The 21,155-nt window shown below is 63.3% G+C and carries 19 protein-coding genes; 10 read left to right on the forward strand and 9 right to left on the reverse strand.

Translation table 11 applies throughout. From position 1 onward, the window contains the following. Position 1 precedes the first annotated feature (1 nt). The 6 genes from narH to G7020_RS01080 form a co-directional block, all read right to left on the reverse strand. Positions 2-1,540, reverse strand: coding sequence for a nitrate reductase subunit beta (gene narH, locus G7020_RS01055; RefSeq protein WP_181082202.1), 1,539 nt, complete (start codon positions 1,538-1,540; stop codon positions 2-4). Positions 1,541-1,552: 12 nt separating this feature from the next. Continuing rightward, positions 1,553-5,308 (reverse strand): nitrate reductase subunit alpha, encoded by a 3,756-nt coding sequence (locus tag G7020_RS01060; RefSeq protein WP_181082203.1) that lies wholly within the window; start codon positions 5,306-5,308, stop codon positions 1,553-1,555. Positions 5,309-5,395: 87 nt separating this feature from the next. After that, positions 5,396-6,883, reverse strand: a complete 1,488-nt coding sequence (locus G7020_RS01065) for an MFS transporter (RefSeq protein WP_181082204.1) — start codon at positions 6,881-6,883, stop codon at positions 5,396-5,398. Then, positions 6,880-7,362 (reverse strand): universal stress protein, encoded by a 483-nt coding sequence (locus G7020_RS01070; protein WP_181082205.1) that lies wholly within the window; start codon positions 7,360-7,362, stop codon positions 6,880-6,882. Before G7020_RS01070 ends, G7020_RS01065 begins: the two co-directional genes overlap by 4 nt. Positions 7,363-7,399: 37 nt before the next feature. Further along, a complete protein-coding gene (locus G7020_RS01075; protein WP_181082206.1) occupies positions 7,400-9,001 on the reverse strand; it encodes an antiporter in 1,602 nt (533 codons plus the stop codon). A gap of 50 nt (positions 9,002-9,051) precedes the next feature. Beyond that, positions 9,052-9,201, reverse strand: a complete 150-nt coding sequence (locus G7020_RS01080) for a hypothetical protein (RefSeq protein ID WP_181082207.1) — start codon at positions 9,199-9,201, stop codon at positions 9,052-9,054. Positions 9,202-9,299: 98 nt separating this feature from the next. Between G7020_RS01080 and G7020_RS01085 the strand changes: the two genes are divergently transcribed. The 4 genes from G7020_RS01085 to G7020_RS01100 all read left to right on the forward strand — a co-directional run bounded on the left by G7020_RS01085 (position 9,300) and on the right by G7020_RS01100 (position 14,165). Beyond that, positions 9,300-11,162 (forward strand): histidine kinase, encoded by a 1,863-nt coding sequence (locus G7020_RS01085; protein WP_258189215.1) that lies wholly within the window; start codon positions 9,300-9,302, stop codon positions 11,160-11,162. 44 nt (positions 11,163-11,206) lie between these two features. After that, positions 11,207-11,818 (forward strand): two-component system response regulator NarL, encoded by a 612-nt coding sequence (gene narL / locus G7020_RS01090; RefSeq protein ID WP_219852534.1) that lies wholly within the window; start codon positions 11,207-11,209, stop codon positions 11,816-11,818. Between the two features lie 199 nt (positions 11,819-12,017). Beyond that, entirely contained in the window at positions 12,018-13,277 is a 1,260-nt protein-coding gene (locus G7020_RS01095; RefSeq protein ID WP_181082209.1) for an alginate export family protein, read from the forward strand. Positions 13,278-13,376: 99 nt separating this feature from the next. Beyond that, positions 13,377-14,165: a type IV pili methyl-accepting chemotaxis transducer N-terminal domain-containing protein gene (locus tag G7020_RS01100; RefSeq protein WP_181082210.1), complete on the forward strand. Its 789-nt coding sequence runs from the start codon at positions 13,377-13,379 to the stop codon at positions 14,163-14,165. A gap of 13 nt (positions 14,166-14,178) precedes the next feature. Here the strand turns inward: G7020_RS01100 and G7020_RS01105 are convergent, their stop codons facing one another. Next, positions 14,179-14,715 carry a DUF4345 domain-containing protein gene (locus G7020_RS01105; protein WP_181082211.1) on the reverse strand — a complete coding sequence of 179 codons (537 nt, stop codon included), beginning with the start codon at positions 14,713-14,715 and terminating at the stop codon, positions 14,179-14,181. Positions 14,716-14,894: 179 nt separating this feature from the next. Between G7020_RS01105 and G7020_RS01110 the strand changes: the two genes are divergently transcribed. Further along, positions 14,895-15,329: a DUF411 domain-containing protein gene (locus tag G7020_RS01110; protein WP_181082212.1), complete on the forward strand. Its 435-nt coding sequence runs from the start codon at positions 14,895-14,897 to the stop codon at positions 15,327-15,329. A gap of 173 nt (positions 15,330-15,502) precedes the next feature. Beyond that, positions 15,503-16,354 carry a KPN_02809 family neutral zinc metallopeptidase gene (ypfJ, locus tag G7020_RS01115; RefSeq protein WP_181082213.1) on the forward strand — a complete coding sequence of 284 codons (852 nt, stop codon included), beginning with the start codon at positions 15,503-15,505 and terminating at the stop codon, positions 16,352-16,354. 6 nt (positions 16,355-16,360) lie between these two features. Here ypfJ and G7020_RS01120 read toward each other — a convergent pair whose 3' ends face one another. Then, positions 16,361-16,693, reverse strand: coding sequence for a hypothetical protein (locus G7020_RS01120; protein WP_181082214.1), 333 nt, complete (start codon positions 16,691-16,693; stop codon positions 16,361-16,363). Between the two features lie 104 nt (positions 16,694-16,797). Between G7020_RS01120 and G7020_RS01125 the strand changes: the two genes are divergently transcribed. The 4 genes from G7020_RS01125 to G7020_RS01140 all read left to right on the forward strand — a co-directional run bounded on the left by G7020_RS01125 (position 16,798) and on the right by G7020_RS01140 (position 19,932). After that, positions 16,798-17,367 carry a DUF2796 domain-containing protein gene (locus tag G7020_RS01125; protein ID WP_181082215.1) on the forward strand — a complete coding sequence of 190 codons (570 nt, stop codon included), beginning with the start codon at positions 16,798-16,800 and terminating at the stop codon, positions 17,365-17,367. 71 nt (positions 17,368-17,438) lie between these two features. Next, positions 17,439-18,143 (forward strand): ABC transporter ATP-binding protein, encoded by a 705-nt coding sequence (locus tag G7020_RS01130; protein ID WP_181082216.1) that lies wholly within the window; start codon positions 17,439-17,441, stop codon positions 18,141-18,143. A gap of 2 nt (positions 18,144-18,145) precedes the next feature. Continuing rightward, positions 18,146-19,411 carry an ABC transporter permease gene (locus G7020_RS01135; RefSeq protein ID WP_181082217.1) on the forward strand — a complete coding sequence of 422 codons (1,266 nt, stop codon included), beginning with the start codon at positions 18,146-18,148 and terminating at the stop codon, positions 19,409-19,411. Between the two features lie 8 nt (positions 19,412-19,419). Further along, a complete protein-coding gene (locus G7020_RS01140) occupies positions 19,420-19,932 on the forward strand; it encodes a DUF3299 domain-containing protein (protein ID WP_181082218.1) in 513 nt (170 codons plus the stop codon). Between the two features lie 130 nt (positions 19,933-20,062). On the opposite strand, the gene G7020_RS01145 is transcribed toward G7020_RS01140, so the two are convergent. Further along, positions 20,063-21,154: a tetratricopeptide repeat protein gene (locus tag G7020_RS01145; protein ID WP_181082219.1), complete on the reverse strand. Its 1,092-nt coding sequence runs from the start codon at positions 21,152-21,154 to the stop codon at positions 20,063-20,065. Position 21,155 lies beyond the last annotated feature (1 nt).

Below are 21,155 nucleotides of genomic sequence, written 5' to 3' on the forward strand. Positions count from 1 at the left end.
TTCAGTCCTCCCACAACTGCACGGTCTTGATCACGTCGCGGCGGTTGGCCTTCTTCGCACCGAACATATTGGTGTCCGAAGCCCCGCTGCAGCCGCTACCGAAACTGAAACCGCAACCGGAGCGTTCGGCGAAGGCGTCGCTCATGGCCTCCTCGCGATGCGCGCTGGGGATCACGTAGCGGTCTTCGTAGTTGGCGATGGCCAGGTAGCGGTACATGTCCTCGACCTGTTCCAGGCTCAGCCCGACGCTTTCCAGAATCGCCATGTCCTTGATGCCCTCGACCTGCTCGGCACGCTTGTAGGCGCGCATCGCCAGCAGGCGCCTGAGCGCGTGCCTGACCGGCTTTTCATCGCCGGCGGTGAGCAGGTTGGCCAGGTAGCGCAGCGGAATGCGCAGGCTGTCGACGTCCGGCAGCACGCCATCCATGCCGATCTGCCCGGCCTGGGCGGCGTTCTGGATCGGCGACAGCGGCGGCACGTACCAGACCATCGGCAGGGTGCGGTATTCGGGGTGCAGCGGCAGGGCCAGCTTCCAGTCCACCGCCATCTTGTAGACGGGGGATTTCTGCGCGGCCTCGATCACCGACATCGGCACGCCATCGTTGAGCGCCTGCTCGATGACCTTCGGATCGAAGGGGTCGAGGAACATCTCCAGCTGTTTTTCGTAGAGGTCCTGCTCGTTCGGCGTGCTGGCCACCTCGGCGATGCGATCGGCGTCGTAGAGCAGCACGCCGAGATAGCGGATACGTCCCACGCAGGTTTCCGCACAGACGGTGGGCATGCCGGCCTCGATCCGTGGGAAGCAGAAGATGCACTTCTCGGATTTGCCGCTCTTCCAGTTGAAGTAGATCTTCTTGTACGGGCAGCCGCTGATGCACATGCGCCAGCCGCGGCATTTTTCCTGGTCGATGAGGACGATGCCGTCTTCCTCGCGCTTGTAGATCGCCCCGCTCGGGCAGGAGGCCGCGCACGCCGGATTCAGGCAGTGCTCGCACAGGCGCGGCAGGTACATCATGAAGGTGTTTTCGTACTGGCCGTAGATATCGGCCTGGATCTTGTCGAAGTTCTTGTCCTTGCGCCGCTTGGCGAATTCGGTGCCGAGGATTTCCTCCCAGTTCGGCCCCCACTCGATCTTCTCCATGCGCTGGCCGGAGATCAGCGAGCGCGGTCGCGCCACCGGCTGGTGCTTGCCCAGCGGTGCGGTGTGCAACTGCTGGTAGTCGAAGTCGAACGGCTCGTAGTAGTCGTCGATGCTCGGCAGGTCGGGGTTGGCGAAGATATTCGCCAGCACCCGGAACTTGCCGCCGATGCGCGGGTTGATCGAGCCGTCAGAGTTGCGCACCCAGCCGCCCTTCCACTTGTCCTGGTTCTCCCACTCCTTGGGGTAACCAATGCCGGGTTTGGTCTCGACGTTGTTGAACCAGGCGTATTCCATGCCTTCGCGGCTGGTCCAGACGTTCTTGCAGGTGATCGAGCAGGTGTGGCAACCGATGCACTTGTCCAGGTTCAGGACCATCCCCACTTGTGAACGAATCTTCATGGCATCAAATCCTCAGATATCTTGCGGCAGGGGTTGCGGCAGCTCGTTGCCATGGGGCGCGTCCAGCCAGTCGACCTTGTTCATCTTGCGCACCACGACGAACTCGTCGCGGTTGCAGCCCACCGTGCCGTAGTAGTTGAAGCCGTAGGCCAGCTGCGCGTAGCCGCCGATCATGTGCGTGGGCTTGAGGACCACGCGGGTCACCGAGTTGTGGTGGCCGCCGCGGGTCTTGGTGCTCTCGGCGCCCGGCACGTTCACGATGCGTTCCTGGGCGTGGTACATCATCACCATGCCTTCCATCACGCGCTGGCTGACCACCGCGCGGGCGGTCAGCGCGCCATTGGCGTTGAAGCACTCGATCCAGTCGTTGTCCTCGATGCCGACCTTCTTCGCATCGATCTCGCTCATCCACACGATCGGCCCGCCACGGCTCAGGGTGAGCATGATCAGGTTGTCGGTGTAGGTGCTGTGGATGCCCCACTTCTGGTGCGGGGTGATCCAGTTCAGGCAGATTTCCGGGTTGCCGTTGCCCATCTTGCCCGCCACGTAGCCGGTGGAACGGGTGTTGATCGGTGGTCGGTAGCTCTGCATGTGTTCGCCGAAGGCCAGCATCCACGGGTGGTCCTGGTAGAACTGCTGGCGCCCGGTGAGGGTGCGCCACGGGATGTACTCGTGGACGTTGGTGTAGCCGGCGTTGTAGCTGACGTGCTCGTCTTCCAGGCCGGACCAGGTCGGGCTGGAGATGATCTTGCGCGGCTGCGCCTGGATGTCGCGGAAGCGGATCGCCTCATGCTCCTTGGGCAACGCCAGGTGGCTGTGGTCGCGCCCGGTGAACTGCGACAGCGCGGCCCAGGCCTTGACCGCGACGTGGCCGTTGGTTTCCGGCGCCAGGGTCAGGATGACCTCGGCGGCGTCGATGGCCGTCTCGATCTTCGGTCGGCCCAGGCTGACGCCTTCCTCGCGCACCACATAGTTGAGTTCGCCGAGGAAATCGACCTCGTCGTCGGTGTTCCAGTTGATGCCCTTGCCGCCGTTGCCGAGCTTGTCGAGCAACGGGCCGAGGGAGGTGAACTTCTTGTAGGTGCTGGGATAGTCGCGCTCGACCACGGCCATGTTCGGGCAGTTCTTGCCCGGCAGCGGCGCCTGGCCGGCGGTCTTCCAGTCGCTGCCACCGAACGGCTGCGCCAGCTCGCCGGGGCTGTCGTGCAGCAGCGGCACGGTGACCAGATCCTTCTCCACACCCAGCTGACCTTCAGCCATCTTCGAGAAGGCCTTGGCGATGCCCTTGTAGATCTCCCAGTCGGACCGGGCTTCCCAGGCCGGGTCGATGGCTGCCGACAGCGGGTGGATGAAGGGGTGCATGTCCGAGGTGTTCATGTCGTCCTTCTCGTACCAGGTGGCGGTCGGCAGGACGATGTCCGAATACACGCAGGTGGAGGACATGCGGAAGTCCAGGGTGGTGACTAGGTCGAGCTTGCCGATGGCGCCCTCGTCGACCCACTCGGCCTCGGTCGGCTTGAAGCCGTCGCGCTTGCCGAGGTCCTCGTTCATCACGCCGTTACGGGTCCCCAGCAGGTACTTGAGCATGTACTCGTGGCCCTTGCCGGAGCTGCCCAGCAGGTTGGAGCGCCAGACGAACAGGTTGCGCGGGAAGTTGGCCGGGTTGTCCGGCTGCTCGCAGGCGAACTTCAGCGAGCCGTCCTGCAATGAGCGGGTGACGTAGTCCACCGGCGACAGACCGGCGGCCTCGGCGTCGCGGCAGATCTGCAGCGGGTTGCGGTTGAGCTGCGGCGCGCTCGGCAGCCAGCCGGCGCGCTCGGCGCGGATGTTGTAGTCGAGCATATGCTCGGGGAATTGCGACTTGTCCGCCAGCGGCGAGAGCACCTCGTGGATGCTCATTTTTTCATGACGCCATTGGGATGAGTGGTTGTAGAAGAAGCTGGTGCCGTTCATCTGCCGTGGCGGACGGTGCCAGTCCAGGCCGAAGGCCAGCGGCAGCCAGCCGCACTGCGGACGCAGCTTCTCCTGGCCGACGTAGTGCGCCCAGCCGCCACCGGTCTGGCCGACGCAACCGCAGAGCATGAGCATGTTGATCAGCCCGCGGTAGTTCATGTCCATGTGATACCAGTGGTTCATCGCCGCGCCGACGATGATCATGGAACGGCCACGGGTCTTGTCGGCGTTGTCGGCGAATTCGCGGGCGATCTGGATTGCCTTCTCGCGCGCCACGCCGGTGATCTTCTCCTGCCAGGCCGGCGTGCCCGGCACGCTGGCATCGTCGTAGCTGGCGGCGACGTTGCCGCCACCCAGGCCACGGTCGATGCCGAGGTTGGCGGCCATCAGGTCGAACACGGTGGCGACCTTGACGGTGCTGCCATCGGCCAGGGTGATCGAGCGCACCGGCACGCGGCGCAGCTGGATGGCCTCGCCCTCGGCGTGCTGGAAATGCTCGTGCAGCGTGCCGCCGAAATAGGGGAAGGCGACCTCGGCGGTTTCGCCGCTGTCGATCTGGCTCAGGGCCAGGTCGACCTCGCGCCCGTCCTTGCCTTCACGGGCCTCGATGTTCCACTTGCCCTTCTCGCCCCAGCGGTAGCCGATCGCCCCCAGCGGGGAGACCAGTTCACCTGTGCTGCCGTCGACGGCGATGGTCTTCCACTCCGGATTGTTCTCCTGGCCGAGGTTGTCGGTCAGGTCCGAGGCGCGCAGGAAGCGGTCGGCGATGTGGCTGCTGTCCTTCTCGTTGAGGCGCACCAGCACCGGCAAGTCGGTATAGCGCCTGGCGTAGTCGCGGAAATAGGCGCTCGGTTTCTCCAGGTGGAATTCCTTGAAGATGACGTGGGCGAAGGCCTGGGCCAGCGCCGCGTCGGTGCCCTGCTTGGGGTTGAGCCAGAGGTCGGTGAGCTTGGCGACTTCGGCGTAGTCCGGGGTGATCGCCACGGTCTTGGTGCCCTTGTAGCGCACCTCGGTGAAGAAGTGCGCGTCCGGGGTGCGCGTCTGCGGCACGTTGGAGCCCCAGGCGATGATGTAGTTGGAGTTGTACCAGTCGGCCGATTCCGGCACGTCGGTCTGCTCGCCCCAGACCTGCGGCGAGGCCGGCGGCAGGTCGCAGTACCAGTCGTAGAAGCTCAGGCACACGCCGCCGATCAGCGACAGGTAGCGGCTGCCGGCGGCATAGCTGACCATGGACATCGCCGGGATCGGCGAGAAGCCGATCACCCGGTCCGGGCCGTACTGCTTGACGGTGTAGACGTTGGCCGCGGCGATGATCTCGTTGACCTCGTCCCAGCTGGAACGGATGAAGCCGCCCATGCCGCGCTTGCTCTTGTAGGACTCGGCCTTGCCCTTGTCCTCGACGATGCTGGCCCAGGCCTCGACCGGGGTCATGTTGCGCCGCGCCTCGCGCCAGAGCTTGAGCAGCGGTTTGCGCACCTTGGGGTATTTCAGCCGGTTGGCGCTGTAGATGTACCAGCTGTAGCTGGCGCCGCGCGGGCAGCCGCGCGGCTCGTGGTTGGGCAGGTCGTTGCGGGTGCGCGGGTAGTCGGTCTGCTGGGTTTCCCAGGTGATCAGACCGTTCTTCACATAGATCTTCCAGGAGCACGATCCGGTGCAGTTCACCCCGTGGGTGGAACGCACGATCTTGTCGTACTGCCAGCGCGAGCGGTAGACGTTCTCCCAGTCGCGGGACTCGATACGGGTCTCGCCATGACCGTCGGCGAACTCTCCTTGCTTGCGATTGAAAAAACGCAGCTGGTCGAGCAGATGGCTCATCTTTCTCTCCTTTGCGGGCGCCAGCGGCTGGCGTCCGCGTTACGAATCAGGCATTGCCGGCGAGCGGGCCGCGCCGGCGATGATTGGCTACTTGCTGACGGCGGTCTGTTCGGCGATTGCCAGGTCGACGGATGACACGAAGTACTCTTCGGCGAAGGCGCCTTCGGGCTCCTTCAGCCAGAAGAAGCAGATGACGAAACTGAGCAATGCGCCGGCGGCGATGATCAGGAAGAACTGCGAGGGCGTGACGAAGGTGTAGAGGGTCAGGTAGAACACCGCGCCGACGTTGCCATAGGCACCGGCCATGCCCGAGATCTGCCCGGTGATACGGCGCTTGATCGAGGGGATGATGCCGAAGGTGGCGCCTTCCGCACCCTGCACGAAAACCGAGCAGAAAATGGTGATGACCACGGCAATGAACAGCGGCCAGCTGGAGCCCATCAGCCCCATCAGCAGAAAGCCCAGGGCGATGCCGAGCATGTAGGCCAGCATCACGAAACGGCGGTTGCCGAAGCGATCGGAGACCAGGCCGCCGATGGGCCGCGCCAGCAGATTCACGAAAGCGAAGGAGGCGGCAATGATGCCCGCCGCCGTGGCCGACAGCCCCCAGGTCAGCTCGAAGAACATGGGCAGCATCGACACCACCGCCAGTTCCGCGCCGAAGTTGGCGAAGTAGGTGGAGTTCAGCGCCGCCACCGAGTTGAACGGGTACTTGTCGTCCTCCGGCACGCCCTTGCGCAGGATCGGCACGTTGACCCGCAGGATCTGCGCGATCTGGTAGAGCACCACCAGCACGATCACGCCATGGCAGACCCAGGCCCAGCCCGCATCCATGTAGCCCATGTTCTCGATGCGCCAGACCAGCACCGAGAGGATGCCGACCATGGGAATGGTCCAGATGATCAGCTTGAACATGTCGCCCCAGCTGCTGACTTCCATGGCCGCGACCTTGCGTGGCTTGTGCTGCACGGTGCCCGCCGGGCCATCGGTGATGGCGAACCAGTAGAACACTCCGTAGGCCGCCATCATCAGTGCCGTCGTGGCAATCGCGTAGCGCCAGCCGTCATCCCCGCCGAACGCGTGCAGGGCGATGGCCGGCAGCGTCATGGCCGCCGCCGCCGAACCGAAGTTGCCCCAGCCGGCATAGAAACCTTCGGCAAAGCCGATGTCCTTGGGCTTGAACCACATGGCGGTCATATGGATGCCGACCACGAAGCTGGCACCGATCGAACTCAGCACCAGTCGCGAGATCAGCAGTTGCACCCGCGTGTCGCCCATGGCGAAGGTGATCGCCGGCACCGCCATGGTCACCATCAGCACGGAAAACACCCGCCGTGGACCCCATTTGTCCAGCGCCATGCCCACCAGAATCCGCGCGGGAATGGTCAGCGCCACGTTGGCGATGGCAAACAGGCGCAAATCGTCGCCGGTCAGCCAGTTCGCACTCTTGAGCATGCTGGTGGCCAGCGGCGCCATATTGAACCAGACGAAGAAACAGATATAGAAGGCGATCCAGGTCAGATGCAGCGCTCTTATTTCCGGTTGCCGGTATTTGAACAGGTCCGAGACTTTCATTTATTCGTCTCCTGCGTCCAACCCGGACAGGCCTGTATAAGTACCGGGCACGGTGCGCGCCTGACCAGAAAGGAACTGACGCTGCCAAAGGTCATGTAATTGAATTCATCGACCAGTGCATCTATCGAGTGCGCGATGAAACCTCCACCCAACTCTTCGCAGTGCCTGGAGACAACCAGCAGATCGGGCTTCAGACTATCAACTGCCTTGAGAATGACTTTCCTTGCATCACCCTGACCAATGACGACTTCAACATTCAACCCACGACTACCCACCTTCTCTGCAGCCTCTCTTATCTTTGTGGAAAACTCTTCCTTGGCTTTCAGGTAGTTGCTTTCACTGGAACTGCTGGTATCCAGACTTTCTTCGGCGACGCCAATCAGGATGATCATCGGCTCCAGTCGGGCGAACATTTCCAGGGTGCGTTCAAGCGCATGTCGCGCATTGGGCGAATCGTCATAGGCAATCATGATATTCATGGCGTAAAACTCCGCTTCGCTGCTCTGCTTGAATGATTCAGGGGTTCTTCACGTAGGCGTTGGGCCGCAGGTAGAACCACCAGTTGAGAACCAGGCACAGCGCGCAGAAGCCGGCGAAGCCGTACATCGCCACCTCCGGCGTTCCGGCCTTGATCTGGCCGCCAATGACCATGGGCGCGACGAAGGAGCCATAGGCCGCCACCGCCGAGGTCCAGCCCAGAACCGGGCCGGCCTGCTCGCGGTCGTAGATCACGCCGATGGTGCGGAAGGTCGAGCCGTTACCGATCCCCGAGGCGGCGAACAGCACCAGAAAGAGGATGATGAAGGCGAAGAAGAAGGTTTCCGGCTGAGTGGAGCCATAGGCCTGCTTGAGCACGTAGCCCAGCGCCACCGCGGCGGCGAGCATCACCACCGAGATCACCTGGGTGACGATCGAGCCGCCGAGCTTGTCGGAGATCCAGCCGCCGAAGGGGCGTGTCAGGGCGCCGATGAAAGGGCCGATCCAGGCATAGGTCAGGGCGCTGGGCGCATTGGGGTTGACCACCCGCGTGATGCTGCCGTCCGCCGCGATCTCGTTCATGTAGCCGAAGATCACCGTGATCGACAGCGGCAGCGCCATGGAGAAGCCGATGAAGGAGCCGAAGGTCAGGATGTAGAGCACGCTCATCGACCAGGTGTGCTTGTCGCGGAAGATCCCGAACTGGCGCTTGATGCTCGGTTTGATGCTGCCCGGAATCATCCGCAGCAGGCCCAGGGTGCTGAGCATGATCAGCGCGATGGCCAGCCACATGTTCAATACGCCGAGGCCGAAGGGCTGCGGCAGATAGAGGTACAGGCCCACCACGGACGTCAGGAAGCCGACCCCGTAGAGCCCGATGATCTTGCCGAACGCGCCCAGCGTATGCCCCGGATTGGGCGTGATCGGCAGCAGGTTGTTCATGCCGAACCAGCCGATGAAGGCCAGCGGGACCAGCGCCAGCATCCATACCCAGCCTGAATTCTGAATCCAGGTGTCCGAGCCGGCAGGTATCCGCCCGATCAGTGTGCCGCTGTCCTTGACCAGCACCATCGGATCACCAGCCAGGGCACCGAAGAGACCGGCGGTCATGACCAGCGGAATCACGATCTGCATGGTGGTCACGCCGAAGTTTCCCAGCCCGGCATTCAGCCCCAGCGCCAGCCCCTGCTGGTTCTTCGGAAAGAAGCCACTGATGTTGCTCATCGAACAGGCGAAGTTGCCGCCACCGATCCCTGACAGCAGGGCCAGCAGCTGAAAGACCCAGAGCGGCGTGGTGGTGTCCTGCAAGGCAATGCCGGCGCCCACGGCAGGAATCATCAACAGGGCGGTGGTCAGAACGATGGTGTTGCGTCCGCCGGCGATGCGGATCATGAATGACGCCGGGATGCGCAGCGTCGCCCCGGCCAGGCCGGAAATAGCGGTCAGGGTGAACAGCTGCGCCGGTTCGAAAGGAAACCCGAGGTTGAGCATCTGTACCGTGATGATGCCCCACATCAGCCATACGGCGAATCCCAGCAGCAGGCTTGGAATGGATATCCAGAGGTTCCGTGTCGCGATCCGTTTGCCTGTTGATTGCCAGAAACCGGCAACTTCCACATCCCATTTAGCAATATTCGTCATGGCCGCTCCGCTCCATTAATGCAATCTGGAGCGGAGGCTACGAGCAGTAACTAGGCTGAAACTTGACCATGATCATCAATCATTGGCTCGAACTTTTCCGCAATACCCTTTCTACCTCTTTCGATATACCTATTTAGCGCCTGAATAATTTCAATTGTTTCAAGCATATAGCGCTGTAGCAAAAACAACTTTTCAGACATGCAGCGTCAATTTAACGCGCATGGAGTATATCGATGATCATAGGCAAAGCGATGAACAGCGGGTAACGTGGCACAACTTTGCCAGGCGAGACGCCGCCATGAGTCATTTCGATATAACTCAATCGCCCTTGCGCCATTCCATTATTCAGCACACCACCCTCGCCTTTATTCTGGTTATCGGGGTAACACTGGCGAGCATGCTCGGCGGCATGTATCTCGCGGATTCCATACAGGGCGATGCGGAGGCCCTGAACAAGGCCGGCAGTCTGCGCATGCAGTCCTACCGGCTGGCCCTGCTGGCGCTGGAAGATGAAAGCCAGCTGCTGTCCGAACACATGGAAGAGTTCGAACGCACGCTGCAGACCTACTCCCTGCAACGGGCAATCGGCCACAACCCCAACAGTCCGCTGCACCTGCTGTACAGCCGAGCGGTCACGCGCTGGAACGAATCCATGCTGCCGCTGCTGACGACCTATCCGCCTCAGAAACGCGCGTTCCGTGCCGAAGTCCCGAAATTCGTTGCCGAACTCGACGGCTTCGTCAAAGCCTTGCAGACCAAGTCCGAAGACAAACTCGCCGTCATTCGCGGCCTGCAAATAGGCACGCTGCTGTTCACTGTGCTGATGGCTTTTCTGGTGCTGCTGGGCGTCTACAGCAACCTGATCACGCCGCTGCGCGAACTGACGCGACTGGCCCGGCAGATCGGTCGTGGCGACTTTCGCAGCAAGGCCTATTACGACGCCCGCAACGAGCTGGGACTGCTGGCCAACGCCTTCAACCAGATGAGCGATGAGCTGGCCGATCTCTACGACCACCTGGAACGCAAGGTCGATGAGAAAACCGCCCAGCTGCAGCGCAGCAACAACTCACTGGAGCTGCTGTTCAACAGTGCCCGCAGCCTGTATCAGTCTTCAGCCGACCCCGTGCCGGAACTCGCGAGCCTGCTGCTGCCCGTGCAGCGCTCACTGGGTTCGGGGCCGGTCTCACTGTGCCTGCATCACACCGAGGAGAAAAATTGCTTCCGCGCCCATACCGCCATTACCTCGGAACGCCAGCCCCCCGAATACTGCCGTCTACCCGATTGCGCGCAATGCCCGGTCCATACCGGTAATGGCAAGCTGGCCGGCGGTACCGAGCTGATCAGCTTCGCTCTGCGTTCGGGCACTCGCGAGCTGGGCGCCCTGCGCATCGAGCAAGCGCAGGGCGTGGCCCTGGAAGCCTGGCAGGAGCAATTGCTCGGCGCCGTGGCAGAACTCTTCGCCGCCTCCCTGGGCCTGAGTCAGCTCGCCCAACAGCAGGCACGCCTGGCCCTGATGGAAGAGCGCGCGGTGATCGCCCGCGAACTGCATGACTCGCTGGCGCAGGCGCTTTCCTATCAGAAGCTGCAACTGAGCCGCTACAAGAAACAGATCGCCAATGGTCACCCGCAGGAGGAACTGGATGCCACCCTTGGCGCGATTCAGGACGGGCTCAACGCGGCCTACCGGCAATTGCGCGAATTGCTCACGACCTTTCGCATCAAGCTCGACGTACCCGGTCTGGCAGCCGCCGTGCACGCCACGGTACTCGAATTCAGCAGCCATTCCGGGGTGAGCATTGGCCTGCACTACGGCCTCGAGCATTGCCCGCTGACGCCCAACGAGGAGCTCCATTGCCTGCAGATCATCCGCGAGGCGCTGAGCAACGTGATCAAGCATGCCCAGGCCCGCCAGTGCGATCTGCGCCTGCATCAGGACGAACAGGGCCTGGTGCATATTCGCGTGGATGACGACGGCATTGGCATCGAGGTGAACGACAGCCCCAGCGGTCATTACGGCCTGAGCATCCTTGCCGAGCGGGCCGGCAGCCTGCACGGGCACCTGCGCATCGGCAAACGCAGCGAAGGCGGCACGCGTGTCCACCTGAGTTTCCTCCCGGCCTATCGCCGCATACCCCTGCAATCGGAGACCGACATACCGTGAACGCCCACGACAAGATTCGTATTCTGCTGGTCGACGACCACCCGATGATGCGCAGCGGCATGCGTGCACTGCTGTCCATGGAGGACGATCTGCTGCCCGCCGCCGAAGCCGGAAACGGTGCAGAGGCGGTGCGCCTGGCCAGCGAACTGGATCTGGACCTGATCCTGCTCGACATGAACATGCCCGGCATGGACGGACTGGAAACCATCCGCCAGATGCGCGCGAACGGAATCGATGCGCGCATCGTCATCTTCAGCGTCTCCGACGACCACACCAATGTGCTCGCCGCCTTGCGCGCTGGCGCGGACGGCTACCTGCTCAAGGATATCGAGCCGGAAGACCTGATCAGCCAGATTCGCCTGGCCGCGCAGGGCCGGCTGGCTCTGAGCCCCGAGTTGACCCAGGTGCTGGCCGAAGCCATTCGCGAACGTCCCAAACCGGGCCACGGCAGCCAGGCATCAACCCTGACCAAGCGCGAGAAGGATGTCCTGCGGCTCATCGCCAAGGGCCAGACCAACAAGATGATCGCGCGCAAGCTGGCCATCAGCGAAGGCACGGTCAAGGTGCATGTGAAAAACCTGCTGCACAAACTCGGCCTGCGCTCGCGCGTCGAAGCCGCCGTCTGGTCACTGGAGCATGACCAGGCCAGGGCCTGAGCAGCCCAGAACCAGGATGGCAAAGTGCATTTCAGGCACGGATGCGCGCTCTTCCAAACGTTCCGAGTTTGTCTGGGATCAAGGGCGAAATGTCGTAAAAGCCCCATTCCAGACAGCTTTTTAAGCACCTTGACGGCAATCAATGGCAAAGATCGTAAGCAGCCTATCTTTCGCCCCAACGCCAACAAGGAGCATCACGATGAGCAGCATCCAACCCTCACGTCTGGCCCTCGCCCTGCTCGCCGCAGGCCTGGCCGTCAACACTGCCGCAAGCGCGGAAGAAAACTTCAGCAATCTGTTCACTGAGGCGAAACCGATCTTCGATCTGCGCTATCGCTACGAGCATGTCGATCAGGACAACGCACTCAGGCATGCCAACGCACAGACGCTGCGCACCCGCATCGGCGTGCAGACCGGCTCCTGGTACGGCCTCTCGGCGCTGGTCGAAGCGGACAACCTCAGCCGCCTGGGGAAAGCGGCCTACAACAACACCCGCAACGGCCAGACCGACTACTCGGCGGTGCCCGATCCGGATGGCAGCGAGATCAACCAGGCGCTGCTGCGCTATGACCATGCCCAGGGCAGCGCCGTGGTCGGTCGCCAGCGGATCAACCTGGACAACCAGCGCTTCGTCGGCGGCGTCGGCTGGCGGCAGAACGAGCAGACCTACGACGGCCTGCTCGGCCAGCTCAAGCCCATCGACGGCCTGGCCCTGACCTATGCCTATATCGACAACATCAACAGCATCTTCGGCCCAGAAGACAACCGCTTCGACAACTTCACCAACCCGGCCAATATCGAAGGCCACAGCCACCTGATCAATGCTCGCTACCAGGCCATGCCGGAGCTGACGGTAACGGCCTACAGCTATCTGCTGGGGCTGGACAATATCGCCAGCGTCAACAGTGCCGCCATGCTCGGCAGCCTCTCCAGCAAGACCACGGGTGTACGCCTGAACGGTGCCGTCCAGGGCGTCAGCTACGTGCTCGAATACGCCCGGCAGAAGGACTACGCCGACAACCCGCTGGAACTGAGCAGCGAGTACTACCTGGCCGAACTGGGCTACACGATCAAGGGCGTGGCGCTCAAAGGCGGCATGGAAGTCCTTGGCGGCGACAGCAGCGGCGCCGGCAACCGCGCCTTCCAGACACCGCTGGCCACCAAGCATGCCTTTCAGGGCTGGGCCGACACCTTCCTGCTGACCCCGGCTGACGGCGTGCAGGACGTCTACGTCGGCGGCAGCCTGCCACTGTTCGGCGGCACCCTGCAGCTCTGGTACCACGACTTCCGCGCCGAACGCGGCAGCCAGCAATACGGCGAGGAACTGGATATTTCCTACAGCCGCGCCATTCCGCTGGTGAAGGGCCTGGTCGCCACCGTCAAATACGCCGGCTATGACGCGGACGATTTCTCGGTCGATACCGAGAAGCTCTGGGCACAGCTCCAATACAGCTACTGAGACGCACCGGCAGCGTCGGGGCCGGAACCACCGGCCCCGACAGCGTCGTTTCAGGACTCGCGCTGTACCGACAGCATGCAACCGAACAAGGATCCCATCATGTTCCAGCACCTTTCGCGGCTCTTGCTGGCTACAGCCCTTCTTCTCGGCAGCCTTCCCGCTCACGCCGCCATCAGCGACGCCGAGGCCGTGAACCGCGCCGGCATGCAGCGCATGCTCAGCCAGCGTATCGCCAAGAGCTACCTGATGATCGGCACCGAGACCCGCGCCGAACTGGCCATCAAGCAACTCGATCTGAGCGTCGCCACGCTTGAGGAAAATACCCAGCTGCTCGCCGAATACGCCCCGACGCCTGCAATACGCGCCGCACTGAACGAAGCACAGGAAACCTGGCAGCACTTTCGTGAAGCCGCACTTTCCAGTCCGAGCAAGAGCGGATCGCTGGAGACGCTCAGGCTCAGCGACACCTTTCTAGCCCAGAGCGAGAAGCTGGTGGGATTGATCGAGCAGCACAGCGGCAGTCAGGTCGCCGGGCTGGTCAACCGCAGCGGTCGCCAGCGCATGCTCAGCCAGCGCATCGCCAAGCTGTACCTGGCCCTGAGCTGGCGGCTGCCGGATGACCGGCTGCACAACGACTTTCAAACGGCGGTGAAGGAATTCGATACGGGGCTGCAGACGCTGCGCCAGGCGTTGCAGAATACACCCGAGATCAATCAGGAACTGGAGCGGATCGCAACACAATGGCGATTCGCCCAAGCCGGTTTCAGCCTCGCCGACGACTCCCGTTACGTGCCGACGGTCATCGTCACCACCACTGAAACCCTGCTGTGGAAGTTCGACGCGCTTACCCAGCGCTACGAACGCCTCGCCCAGAGCAATAAGCCCTGACGTAACGCACCGACTACGGAGACGGCGTGCCTTTGCGGAAGGGGGCAGGCGACTGTTCCGGCGCGGCCTGGACAGAGGTCGGCTCATCACCCAGGCGAAACGGCTTCGGTGCCTCGTCAGGCAGCCGCCGGGTCGGCGGTTCGATCCGCTCGGGTTCAGGCTCGGGCCTTTCGCGAATCGCCAGCCAGGCCGCGGCGGCCAGTGCAGCGGCCAGTACCCGATAGATCAGCGAGGCGAGATCGAAGCCGATCAACGCGCCACCATCGAGCCACAGCGAAACCAGCCGCCCCAGCACCAGCGCCAGCAGAGTGATCATCAGCATTACCAGCGCCGGTCGTGCCCGCTCGGGCGCACGCGCGGCCCAAAGCAGGAACAGCGCCAGCCCCAGTTGCAAGCCACCGTAATAGACACGCATATGGCTGACCGAAGCGCTTTCCATGAGCAGCATGCCGTTGAGATTGGCCATTTCGTAGGGCCGCACCCAATAAGCCAGACTGAGGCCCGCCATGAGCACGGCCTGTACGATCAGCACGAAGCGGGCAAAACGCATCGAAAACTCCCTTGATGACTCTCGCACCCCGAGCCCTATCCGACCCGCTCCGCCGGTGTTTGGTTCGCGGCAAACGACGGCATGGCGCGCCGCCAGCTGCGACATTCGCTCACAGTCAACCCCTTGGGCAAGTCATGAGCAGGGCGTATCCTTCCCCTATTCTGTTCGGAGGATTCCCCATGCGTCGTCTGCTGCTCGCCACCGTTCTTTTCGCCGGTCTCGCCCAGGCCGCCGAGCCCATCGCCATCGACGTACACCGCGATGCCAACTGCGGCTGCTGCAAGGACTGGATCAAGCATCTGGAAGACAACGGCTTTGCCGTGACCGATCACGTCGAACCAAACATGTCTGCAGTCAAGGCCAAGCTCGGCGTGCCGCATCGTCTGGGCTCCTGCCACACCGGCGTGATCGACGGCAAGTTCGTCGAAGGCCACGTACCCGCCGCCGACATCCTCAAGCTGCGTGCCCAGCCCGACCTGATCGGCGCGGCGGTTCCGGGCATGCCGATGGGCTCGCCGGGCATGGAAATGGGCGATCGCAAGGACGCCTATCAGGTCATCGGCCTGAACAAGCAGGGTCGCGAGTCGGTACTTAACAGCTACCCCGGTAACTAAGCTGGAAGACGAAGCATCCCCCACGCGGAATTTGCGTGTGGCGAAGCAGGTCCAAGGGTCTGTTGCGGTTTCTGAAACGGCAACGGACCCTTTTCGTTTGCGCCCTGTCGCGCCAGCGATGCAGAAGCACGTCACGAACCCTGGCCAGCGAGCCATTTGCGAAGGATGCGAACATGCGTTGGAAAAAGGCGCGGCGCAGCGACAACGTAGTGGATGCCAGGGGCGGCAGTCGTGGCGGTCGGCTGAGCCTCGCCGGTATCGCCGTGGTCGTGGTGATCGGCCTGCTGTCCGGCCAGGACCCGCTGCAGATCCTCGGCCAACTGGCCAACCAGAGCGGTTCGCTCCCTACCCAGCAGGACAGCCCGGCAGCCAATGGCGATGATCCTCAGATAGCCTTTGTCCAGGCCATCCTCGGCGATACCGAAGACACCTGGCGCGCGCTGTTCCGGCAATCCGGCGGGCAGTATCGCGATCCGACGCTGGTGCTGTTTCGCGGCGGCGTCAACTCGGCCTGCGGTTTCGCCAGTTCCGCCGTGGGTCCTTTCTACTGCCCCGGCGACCAGCAGGTTTACCTGGACCTGCAGTTCTTCGACGAAATGGCCTCGCGCTTCGCAGTGGCCGGCGATTTCGCCCAGGCCTACGTAATCGCCCACGAAGTCGGCCATCACGTGCAGACCCTGCTGGGCATATCCCGGCAGATGCAGGCGGCGCGTCAGCGCGGCGCACGGATGGAAGGCGACAACGGCCTGCTGGTGCGCCAGGAGTTGCAGGCCGACTGCTTCGCCGGCGTCTGGGCCTATCACGCCCAGCAACGCCATGACTGGCTCGAAGAAGGCGATCTGGAGGATGCACTGAACGCCGCCAGTGCCATCGGTGACGACCGCCTGCAGCAGCAGAGCCAGGGCCGGGTCGTCCCCGATGCCTTCACCCACGGCACCTCGGCGCAGCGGATGAAATGGTTTCGGACCGGTTTTGACAGCGGCGAACCGGCGCGCTGCGATACCTTCCAGACATCGCGCCTGTAGCTCGCCTCAACCGATCCAGCTGAACACGGGCGCATCCGCGCCACTCTGTACCCGCACCTGCGCGCTGTGACGCAAACGCACCAGCAGGCGCTTGCCGGCCTGGGCGCTACCGGCCATGGCTTCGAGCTGCGCCAGCAACTGCGGACCATCCACCTGCCCCGCTTCGCGCACCAGCTGCAACGCGGCAAGCCAGAGGTCGTCCGACTCTGTGGCGCGCGCGGGCTGTCCACCCCGGACAAGATCCGGCAACTGCTGCGCCAGTTGCGCCCAGTCCTGATCATCCATCTCGATGCTGAGATCCACTGATAGCTCGCCGATATGGCCGCGAATTCGAATCACCTGCGTGTCTCCTGGAAAAATCAGCGGAATGCTCCCATGCCACGCCAGGGCTGGCCAGCCGCACCTTCTTGTTATAATGTAACGATAACTTCAAGGAGACCGACATGCGCCACCTGCTGCTTGCCCTTCCCTTCGCCCTGCTGCCAGCCATCACACATGCCGGCGAGCATCATCACCACGACCATCATCACGACGAGCATGCCAGCCTCGGCACCCACGAACACGGCGTCGCCCAGCTTGACGCGGCGCTGGAGGGCACGCGCCTGGAAATCGAACTGCGCAGCCCGGCGGTGAACCTGCTGGGCTTCGAGCATGCTCCCAACAATGCCGCAGACAAGCACAAGGTGGCAGACACGCGCGCGCAACTGGAGCAGCCGGACAGACTGTTCGGTCTGTCGACCGAAGCCGGCTGCAGACTCGATGAAACCAGCCTGGAAAGCCCGCTGTTCGCAGAAGGCGGCCATGATCATGCACAGCATGACGCCGGCATGCACAGCGATATCCATGCTCGATATCGCTATAGCTGCAGCGCGCCGGATGCGTTACCCGGTCTGGACCTTCAGGAATTGTTCGAGGCCTTTCCCGGCACCGAGAAGATCCAGGCGCAGGTCATCGGGCCGAACGGGCAGCAGGGCAAGCTACTGCGCGCCGAGAAGGCGCGGATAACGTTCTGATACAGGATGCCCGCCTGGCCTCTGCCCAAGGCAGTACACTCCGGCTTGCCGGCCACATCCAGATTCTGCCCATGACTGCGCTGCTAGAACTTCATCAACTCGGTTTCGCCTGGCCTGGCCAGGCGGAGCTGCTGGACATCCCCACGTTCGTACTGGAACGCAACCAGAGCCTGTTCCTCAGAGGCCCCTCCGGCAGTGGCAAGACTACCCTGCTCGGGTTGATTGGCGGCGTGCAGAAAGCCGGGCGCGGAACAGTCCGCCTGCTGGACGAGGATCTCGGCGCGCTTTCGGCAAGCGCGCGGGATAGCTTTCGGGTCGATCACACCGGCTATATCTTCCAGCAGTTCAACCTGCTGCCCTTTCTTTCCGTGGCTGAGAACGTCGCGCTGCCCTGCCATTTCTCGCACCTGCGCAGCGAGCGGGCACGCGAGCGCTACGGCAGCGTCGAGCAGGCCGCTACCAGCCTGCTCACCCACCTTGGCCTGCCGGTCGAATTGTCCGGACGCCGCGCCGAGTCGCTTTCCATCGGCCAGCAGCAACGCGTCGCTGCGGCGCGCGCACTGATCGGTCAGCCCGAACTGGTGATCGCCGACGAGCCCACCTCGGCGCTGGATGCCGACAACCGCGAAGCCTTCCTGCAACTGCTGTTCGCTGAATGCCAGGCCGCCGGGTCGAGCCTGCTGTTCGTCAGTCATGACCAGAGCCTGGCCCCCCTGTTCGACCGCAACCTGTCGCTGGCCGAGCTCAACCGCGCCGCGCACCCTGCGGAGGCATGACGATGTTCCTGTTGCGCCTGGCGCTGGCGAGCCTGAACAACCGCCGCTTCACCGCCCTGCTCACGGTATTCGCCATCGCACTGTCGGTGTGCCTGCTGCTCGCCGTCGAGCGGGTGCGCAATGAAACCCGCGCCAGTTTCGCCAGTACCATCAGCGGCACCGACCTTGTCGTCGGCGCCCGCTCCGGCTCGGTGAACCTGCTGCTCTATTCGGTGTTCCGCATCGGCAATGCCACCAACAATATTCGCTGGGAGAGCTTCGAGCATTTCGCCAATCATCCACGCACGAGCTGGGCGATCCCCATTTCTCTCGGCGACTCCCATCGCGGTTATCGGGTAATGGGCACCAGCGAAGCCTATTTCGAGCACTACCGCTACGGTCGCAAACAGGCCCTGCAACTGGCCGAAGGCCGCCCCTTCGGCGAAGATCCTTTCGAGGTGGTGCTGGGCGCCGAAGTGGCCAAGGCGCTGAATTACAGGCTCGATGATCAGCTGGTGCTGGCTCATGGCGTCGCCGCGGTCAGCCTGGTCCGGCATGACGACAAGCCCTTTCGCGTGGCAGGCATCCTGCAACGCACCGGCACTCCGGTCGACCGCACGTTGCATATCAGCCTGGCCGGCATGGAGGCGCTGCATATTGACTGGCAGCACGGCATGCCGGCGCGCGGCGCGGCGCGCATCGATGCCGAGCAGGCCCGCCAGCTGGACCTGCAGCCGCAACAGATCACCGCCTTCCTGCTCGGTCTGGACAGCCGCATCGCCACCTTCACCCTGCAGCGCGAGATCAATCAGCATCCTGGCGAGCCGCTGCTGGCAGTGCTGCCCGGCGTAGCCCTGCAGGAACTCTGGAGCCTGATGGGTACGGCGGAAAAGGCGCTGTTCGTGGTTTCGCTGTTCGTCGTCTTCACCGGGCTGATCGGCATGCTCACGGCAATTCTCACCAGTCTCAACGAACGGCGTCGGGAAATGGCCATTCTGCGTTCGGTCGGCGCCCGCCCCTGGCATATCGCCGGGCTGCTGCTGGCCGAGGCTTTCAGCCTGGCGCTGGCCGGCGTGCTGTTCGGCCTGCTGCTTCTTTATCTGGCCATTGCGGTTGCCCAGTCGCCGTTGCAAAGTCATTACGGGCTCTACCTGCCGCTGGCCTGGCCGAGCGCCTACGAATGGTCGCTGCTGGGCGGCATCCTGCTGGCCGGGCTGCTGGTAGGCAGCGTGCCGGCCTGGCAGGCATACCGGCAATCCCTGGCCGACGGTCTGTCGATCCGCTCATGAGAAAAGCCATGCCACGCCTGCTGCTTGCCGCACTCTTCGCCCTTGTCGCTTCCCTTGCCTCAGCCGAGGTGCGCGAACTGCAATGGGCTGATCTGATCCCCGAGGGCGCCCCGCCGCCGCCCCCACCCCTGGCGCTACATGACCTGTCGCAACTGGCCGATGCCCTGGCCGCCGAAAGCGGACCTGCCGCGCCGCAGCAGTCCCCGGCGGAGCCGGTGGTCGAAGCGCTGGACGGCATCCGTGCCCGGCTACCGGGTTATATCGTGCCACTGGAAATCAGCGAGGAAGGACGGGTAACGGAGTTTCTTCTGGTGCCCTACTTCGGCGCCTGCATCCATGTACCGCCACCGCCGTCGAACCAGATCGTACACGCGACCAGCGAACTGGGGGTGAAGATGGATGCGCTCTATCAGCCCTTCTGGATCGAGGGGCCGCTCAGGGTCGAACACGCCAGCAGCGAACTGGCCGAAGCCGGCTATCGCATGGACGCTCAGAAAATCAGGATCTACGAGCTGGAATAGGCGTCGGGCAGGAACGGGCCATGCCCGTGAAGCAAATCATGCCAGCAGGCTGGCCATGTTCGTGGGAATGGCCCACTCCTACGGCAGCCTTGCCTGGAGGTACGCAGGGCATTCGTGGCCGCTAAATCGTTCAGTTGACGCTGGCGATCTGCCGCTCGCGCTGGAAGCTCAGTTCGCCCTCGGCCCACTCGCGCCAGACGCGCACCTTGCTTCGCTCGGCGCCCGCCCGTTCGGCCTGTTTCAAGGCATCGAGACCGGCTTGCCAGTGTGCCTGCTCAAGCTCCAGTTGCGCGACGTTCAGCCAGAACTTGGCGCTACCGGACTGCTCGGCCAGCTCACGGTAGATGCGCGCCGCCGGCGAGCGCTCACGAGCCTGCCACCAGAGCATGCCAAGCCGCTCACGGCGCGCTGCATTGCTCGCCAGCAGGCCCGACTCCAGCATGCCCTGGAGCAGCTTCGCCCCCTGCCAGGGCTGTTCCGCCGCGCTGGCCAGCAGCACCAGATTGTCCAGCTCCGACTCACTGAAACGCACACCCTTGGCATGGGCGGCGCGCAAGGTGGCCAGGGCCTTGCCCTCGGCACCGGCCAGCTGTTGCAAGCCAGCCAGTTGCCGCCAGCCTCTGGCTTCATCGGGATGACGTACCAGCAGACGCCGCTGCCAGCGCTCTGCGGCTTCATAGCGTTTCAGCTCGGCATTGACTGCCACCAGAAACTGCAACCAGGTATCGGCAGCTTTGGGATTGGCCTGCACATAACGTTCGGCAAGGGGCAGCGCCTTGGCGTGCTGCCCCAGCCCCTGATAGGCCTGCACCAGCATCTGCAAGACATCCTCACTGGCCTGGGCAGGCGAGCCAAGCAGGCTGACAACCTTCGCGTAACGCCCCTGCAGCAGGTTCAGCCGGGCCAGATTCAGGCGTTCGCCGGCCACTTGCTCCTCATCCAGCTTGCCGCTGGCGACGGCCTTCTCCAACAGCTCCAGTGCCTGCTTGCCGTTACCTTCGGCCCAGGCGAGATAGGCCTGGCTGCGCCACAGCAGAGCCTGTTCAAGACTGTCCGGCTTGGCCTCGGCCTGATCCAGAGCCTTGCGTGCCGCGCTGTAGTCGCCCTTTTCCTGGGCAGTCTGGGCACGCTCCAGCGCTCTGAACACGGCAGGATCGATACTTTGCGCGGCCTGTGTACTGGCCACGAACAACAGTGAAATCAACAGCAGGAAACGTGGCATG

It is taken from the genome of Stutzerimonas stutzeri (assembly GCF_013522825.1).
Classification (GTDB): domain Bacteria; phylum Pseudomonadota; class Gammaproteobacteria; order Pseudomonadales; family Pseudomonadaceae; genus Stutzerimonas; species Stutzerimonas stutzeri_AK.

Coding starts and splice junctions, on each gene's coding strand:
- narH (WP_181082202.1), bottom strand. CDS start 1,540: ATGAAGATTCGTTCACAAGTGGGGATGGTCCTGAACCTGGACAAGTGC.
- G7020_RS01060 (WP_181082203.1), bottom strand. CDS start 5,308: ATGAGCCATCTGCTCGACCAGCTGCGTTTTTTCAATCGCAAGCAAGGA.
- G7020_RS01065 (WP_181082204.1), bottom strand. CDS start 6,883: ATGAAAGTCTCGGACCTGTTCAAATACCGGCAACCGGAAATAAGAGCG.
- G7020_RS01070 (WP_181082205.1), bottom strand. CDS start 7,362: ATGAATATCATGATTGCCTATGACGATTCGCCCAATGCGCGACATGCG.
- G7020_RS01075 (WP_181082206.1), bottom strand. CDS start 9,001: ATGACGAATATTGCTAAATGGGATGTGGAAGTTGCCGGTTTCTGGCAA.
- G7020_RS01080 (WP_181082207.1), bottom strand. CDS start 9,201: ATGTCTGAAAAGTTGTTTTTGCTACAGCGCTATATGCTTGAAACAATT.
- G7020_RS01085 (WP_258189215.1), top strand. CDS start 9,300: ATGAGTCATTTCGATATAACTCAATCGCCCTTGCGCCATTCCATTATT.
- narL (WP_219852534.1), top strand. CDS start 11,207: ATGATGCGCAGCGGCATGCGTGCACTGCTGTCCATGGAGGACGATCTG.
- G7020_RS01095 (WP_181082209.1), top strand. CDS start 12,018: ATGAGCAGCATCCAACCCTCACGTCTGGCCCTCGCCCTGCTCGCCGCA.
- G7020_RS01100 (WP_181082210.1), top strand. CDS start 13,377: ATGTTCCAGCACCTTTCGCGGCTCTTGCTGGCTACAGCCCTTCTTCTC.
- G7020_RS01105 (WP_181082211.1), bottom strand. CDS start 14,715: ATGCGTTTTGCCCGCTTCGTGCTGATCGTACAGGCCGTGCTCATGGCG.
- G7020_RS01110 (WP_181082212.1), top strand. CDS start 14,895: ATGCGTCGTCTGCTGCTCGCCACCGTTCTTTTCGCCGGTCTCGCCCAG.
- ypfJ (WP_181082213.1), top strand. CDS start 15,503: ATGCGTTGGAAAAAGGCGCGGCGCAGCGACAACGTAGTGGATGCCAGG.
- G7020_RS01125 (WP_181082215.1), top strand. CDS start 16,798: ATGCGCCACCTGCTGCTTGCCCTTCCCTTCGCCCTGCTGCCAGCCATC.
- G7020_RS01130 (WP_181082216.1), top strand. CDS start 17,439: ATGACTGCGCTGCTAGAACTTCATCAACTCGGTTTCGCCTGGCCTGGC.
- G7020_RS01135 (WP_181082217.1), top strand. CDS start 18,146: ATGTTCCTGTTGCGCCTGGCGCTGGCGAGCCTGAACAACCGCCGCTTC.
- G7020_RS01140 (WP_181082218.1), top strand. CDS start 19,420: ATGCCACGCCTGCTGCTTGCCGCACTCTTCGCCCTTGTCGCTTCCCTT.
- G7020_RS01145 (WP_181082219.1), bottom strand. CDS start 21,154: ATGCCACGTTTCCTGCTGTTGATTTCACTGTTGTTCGTGGCCAGTACA.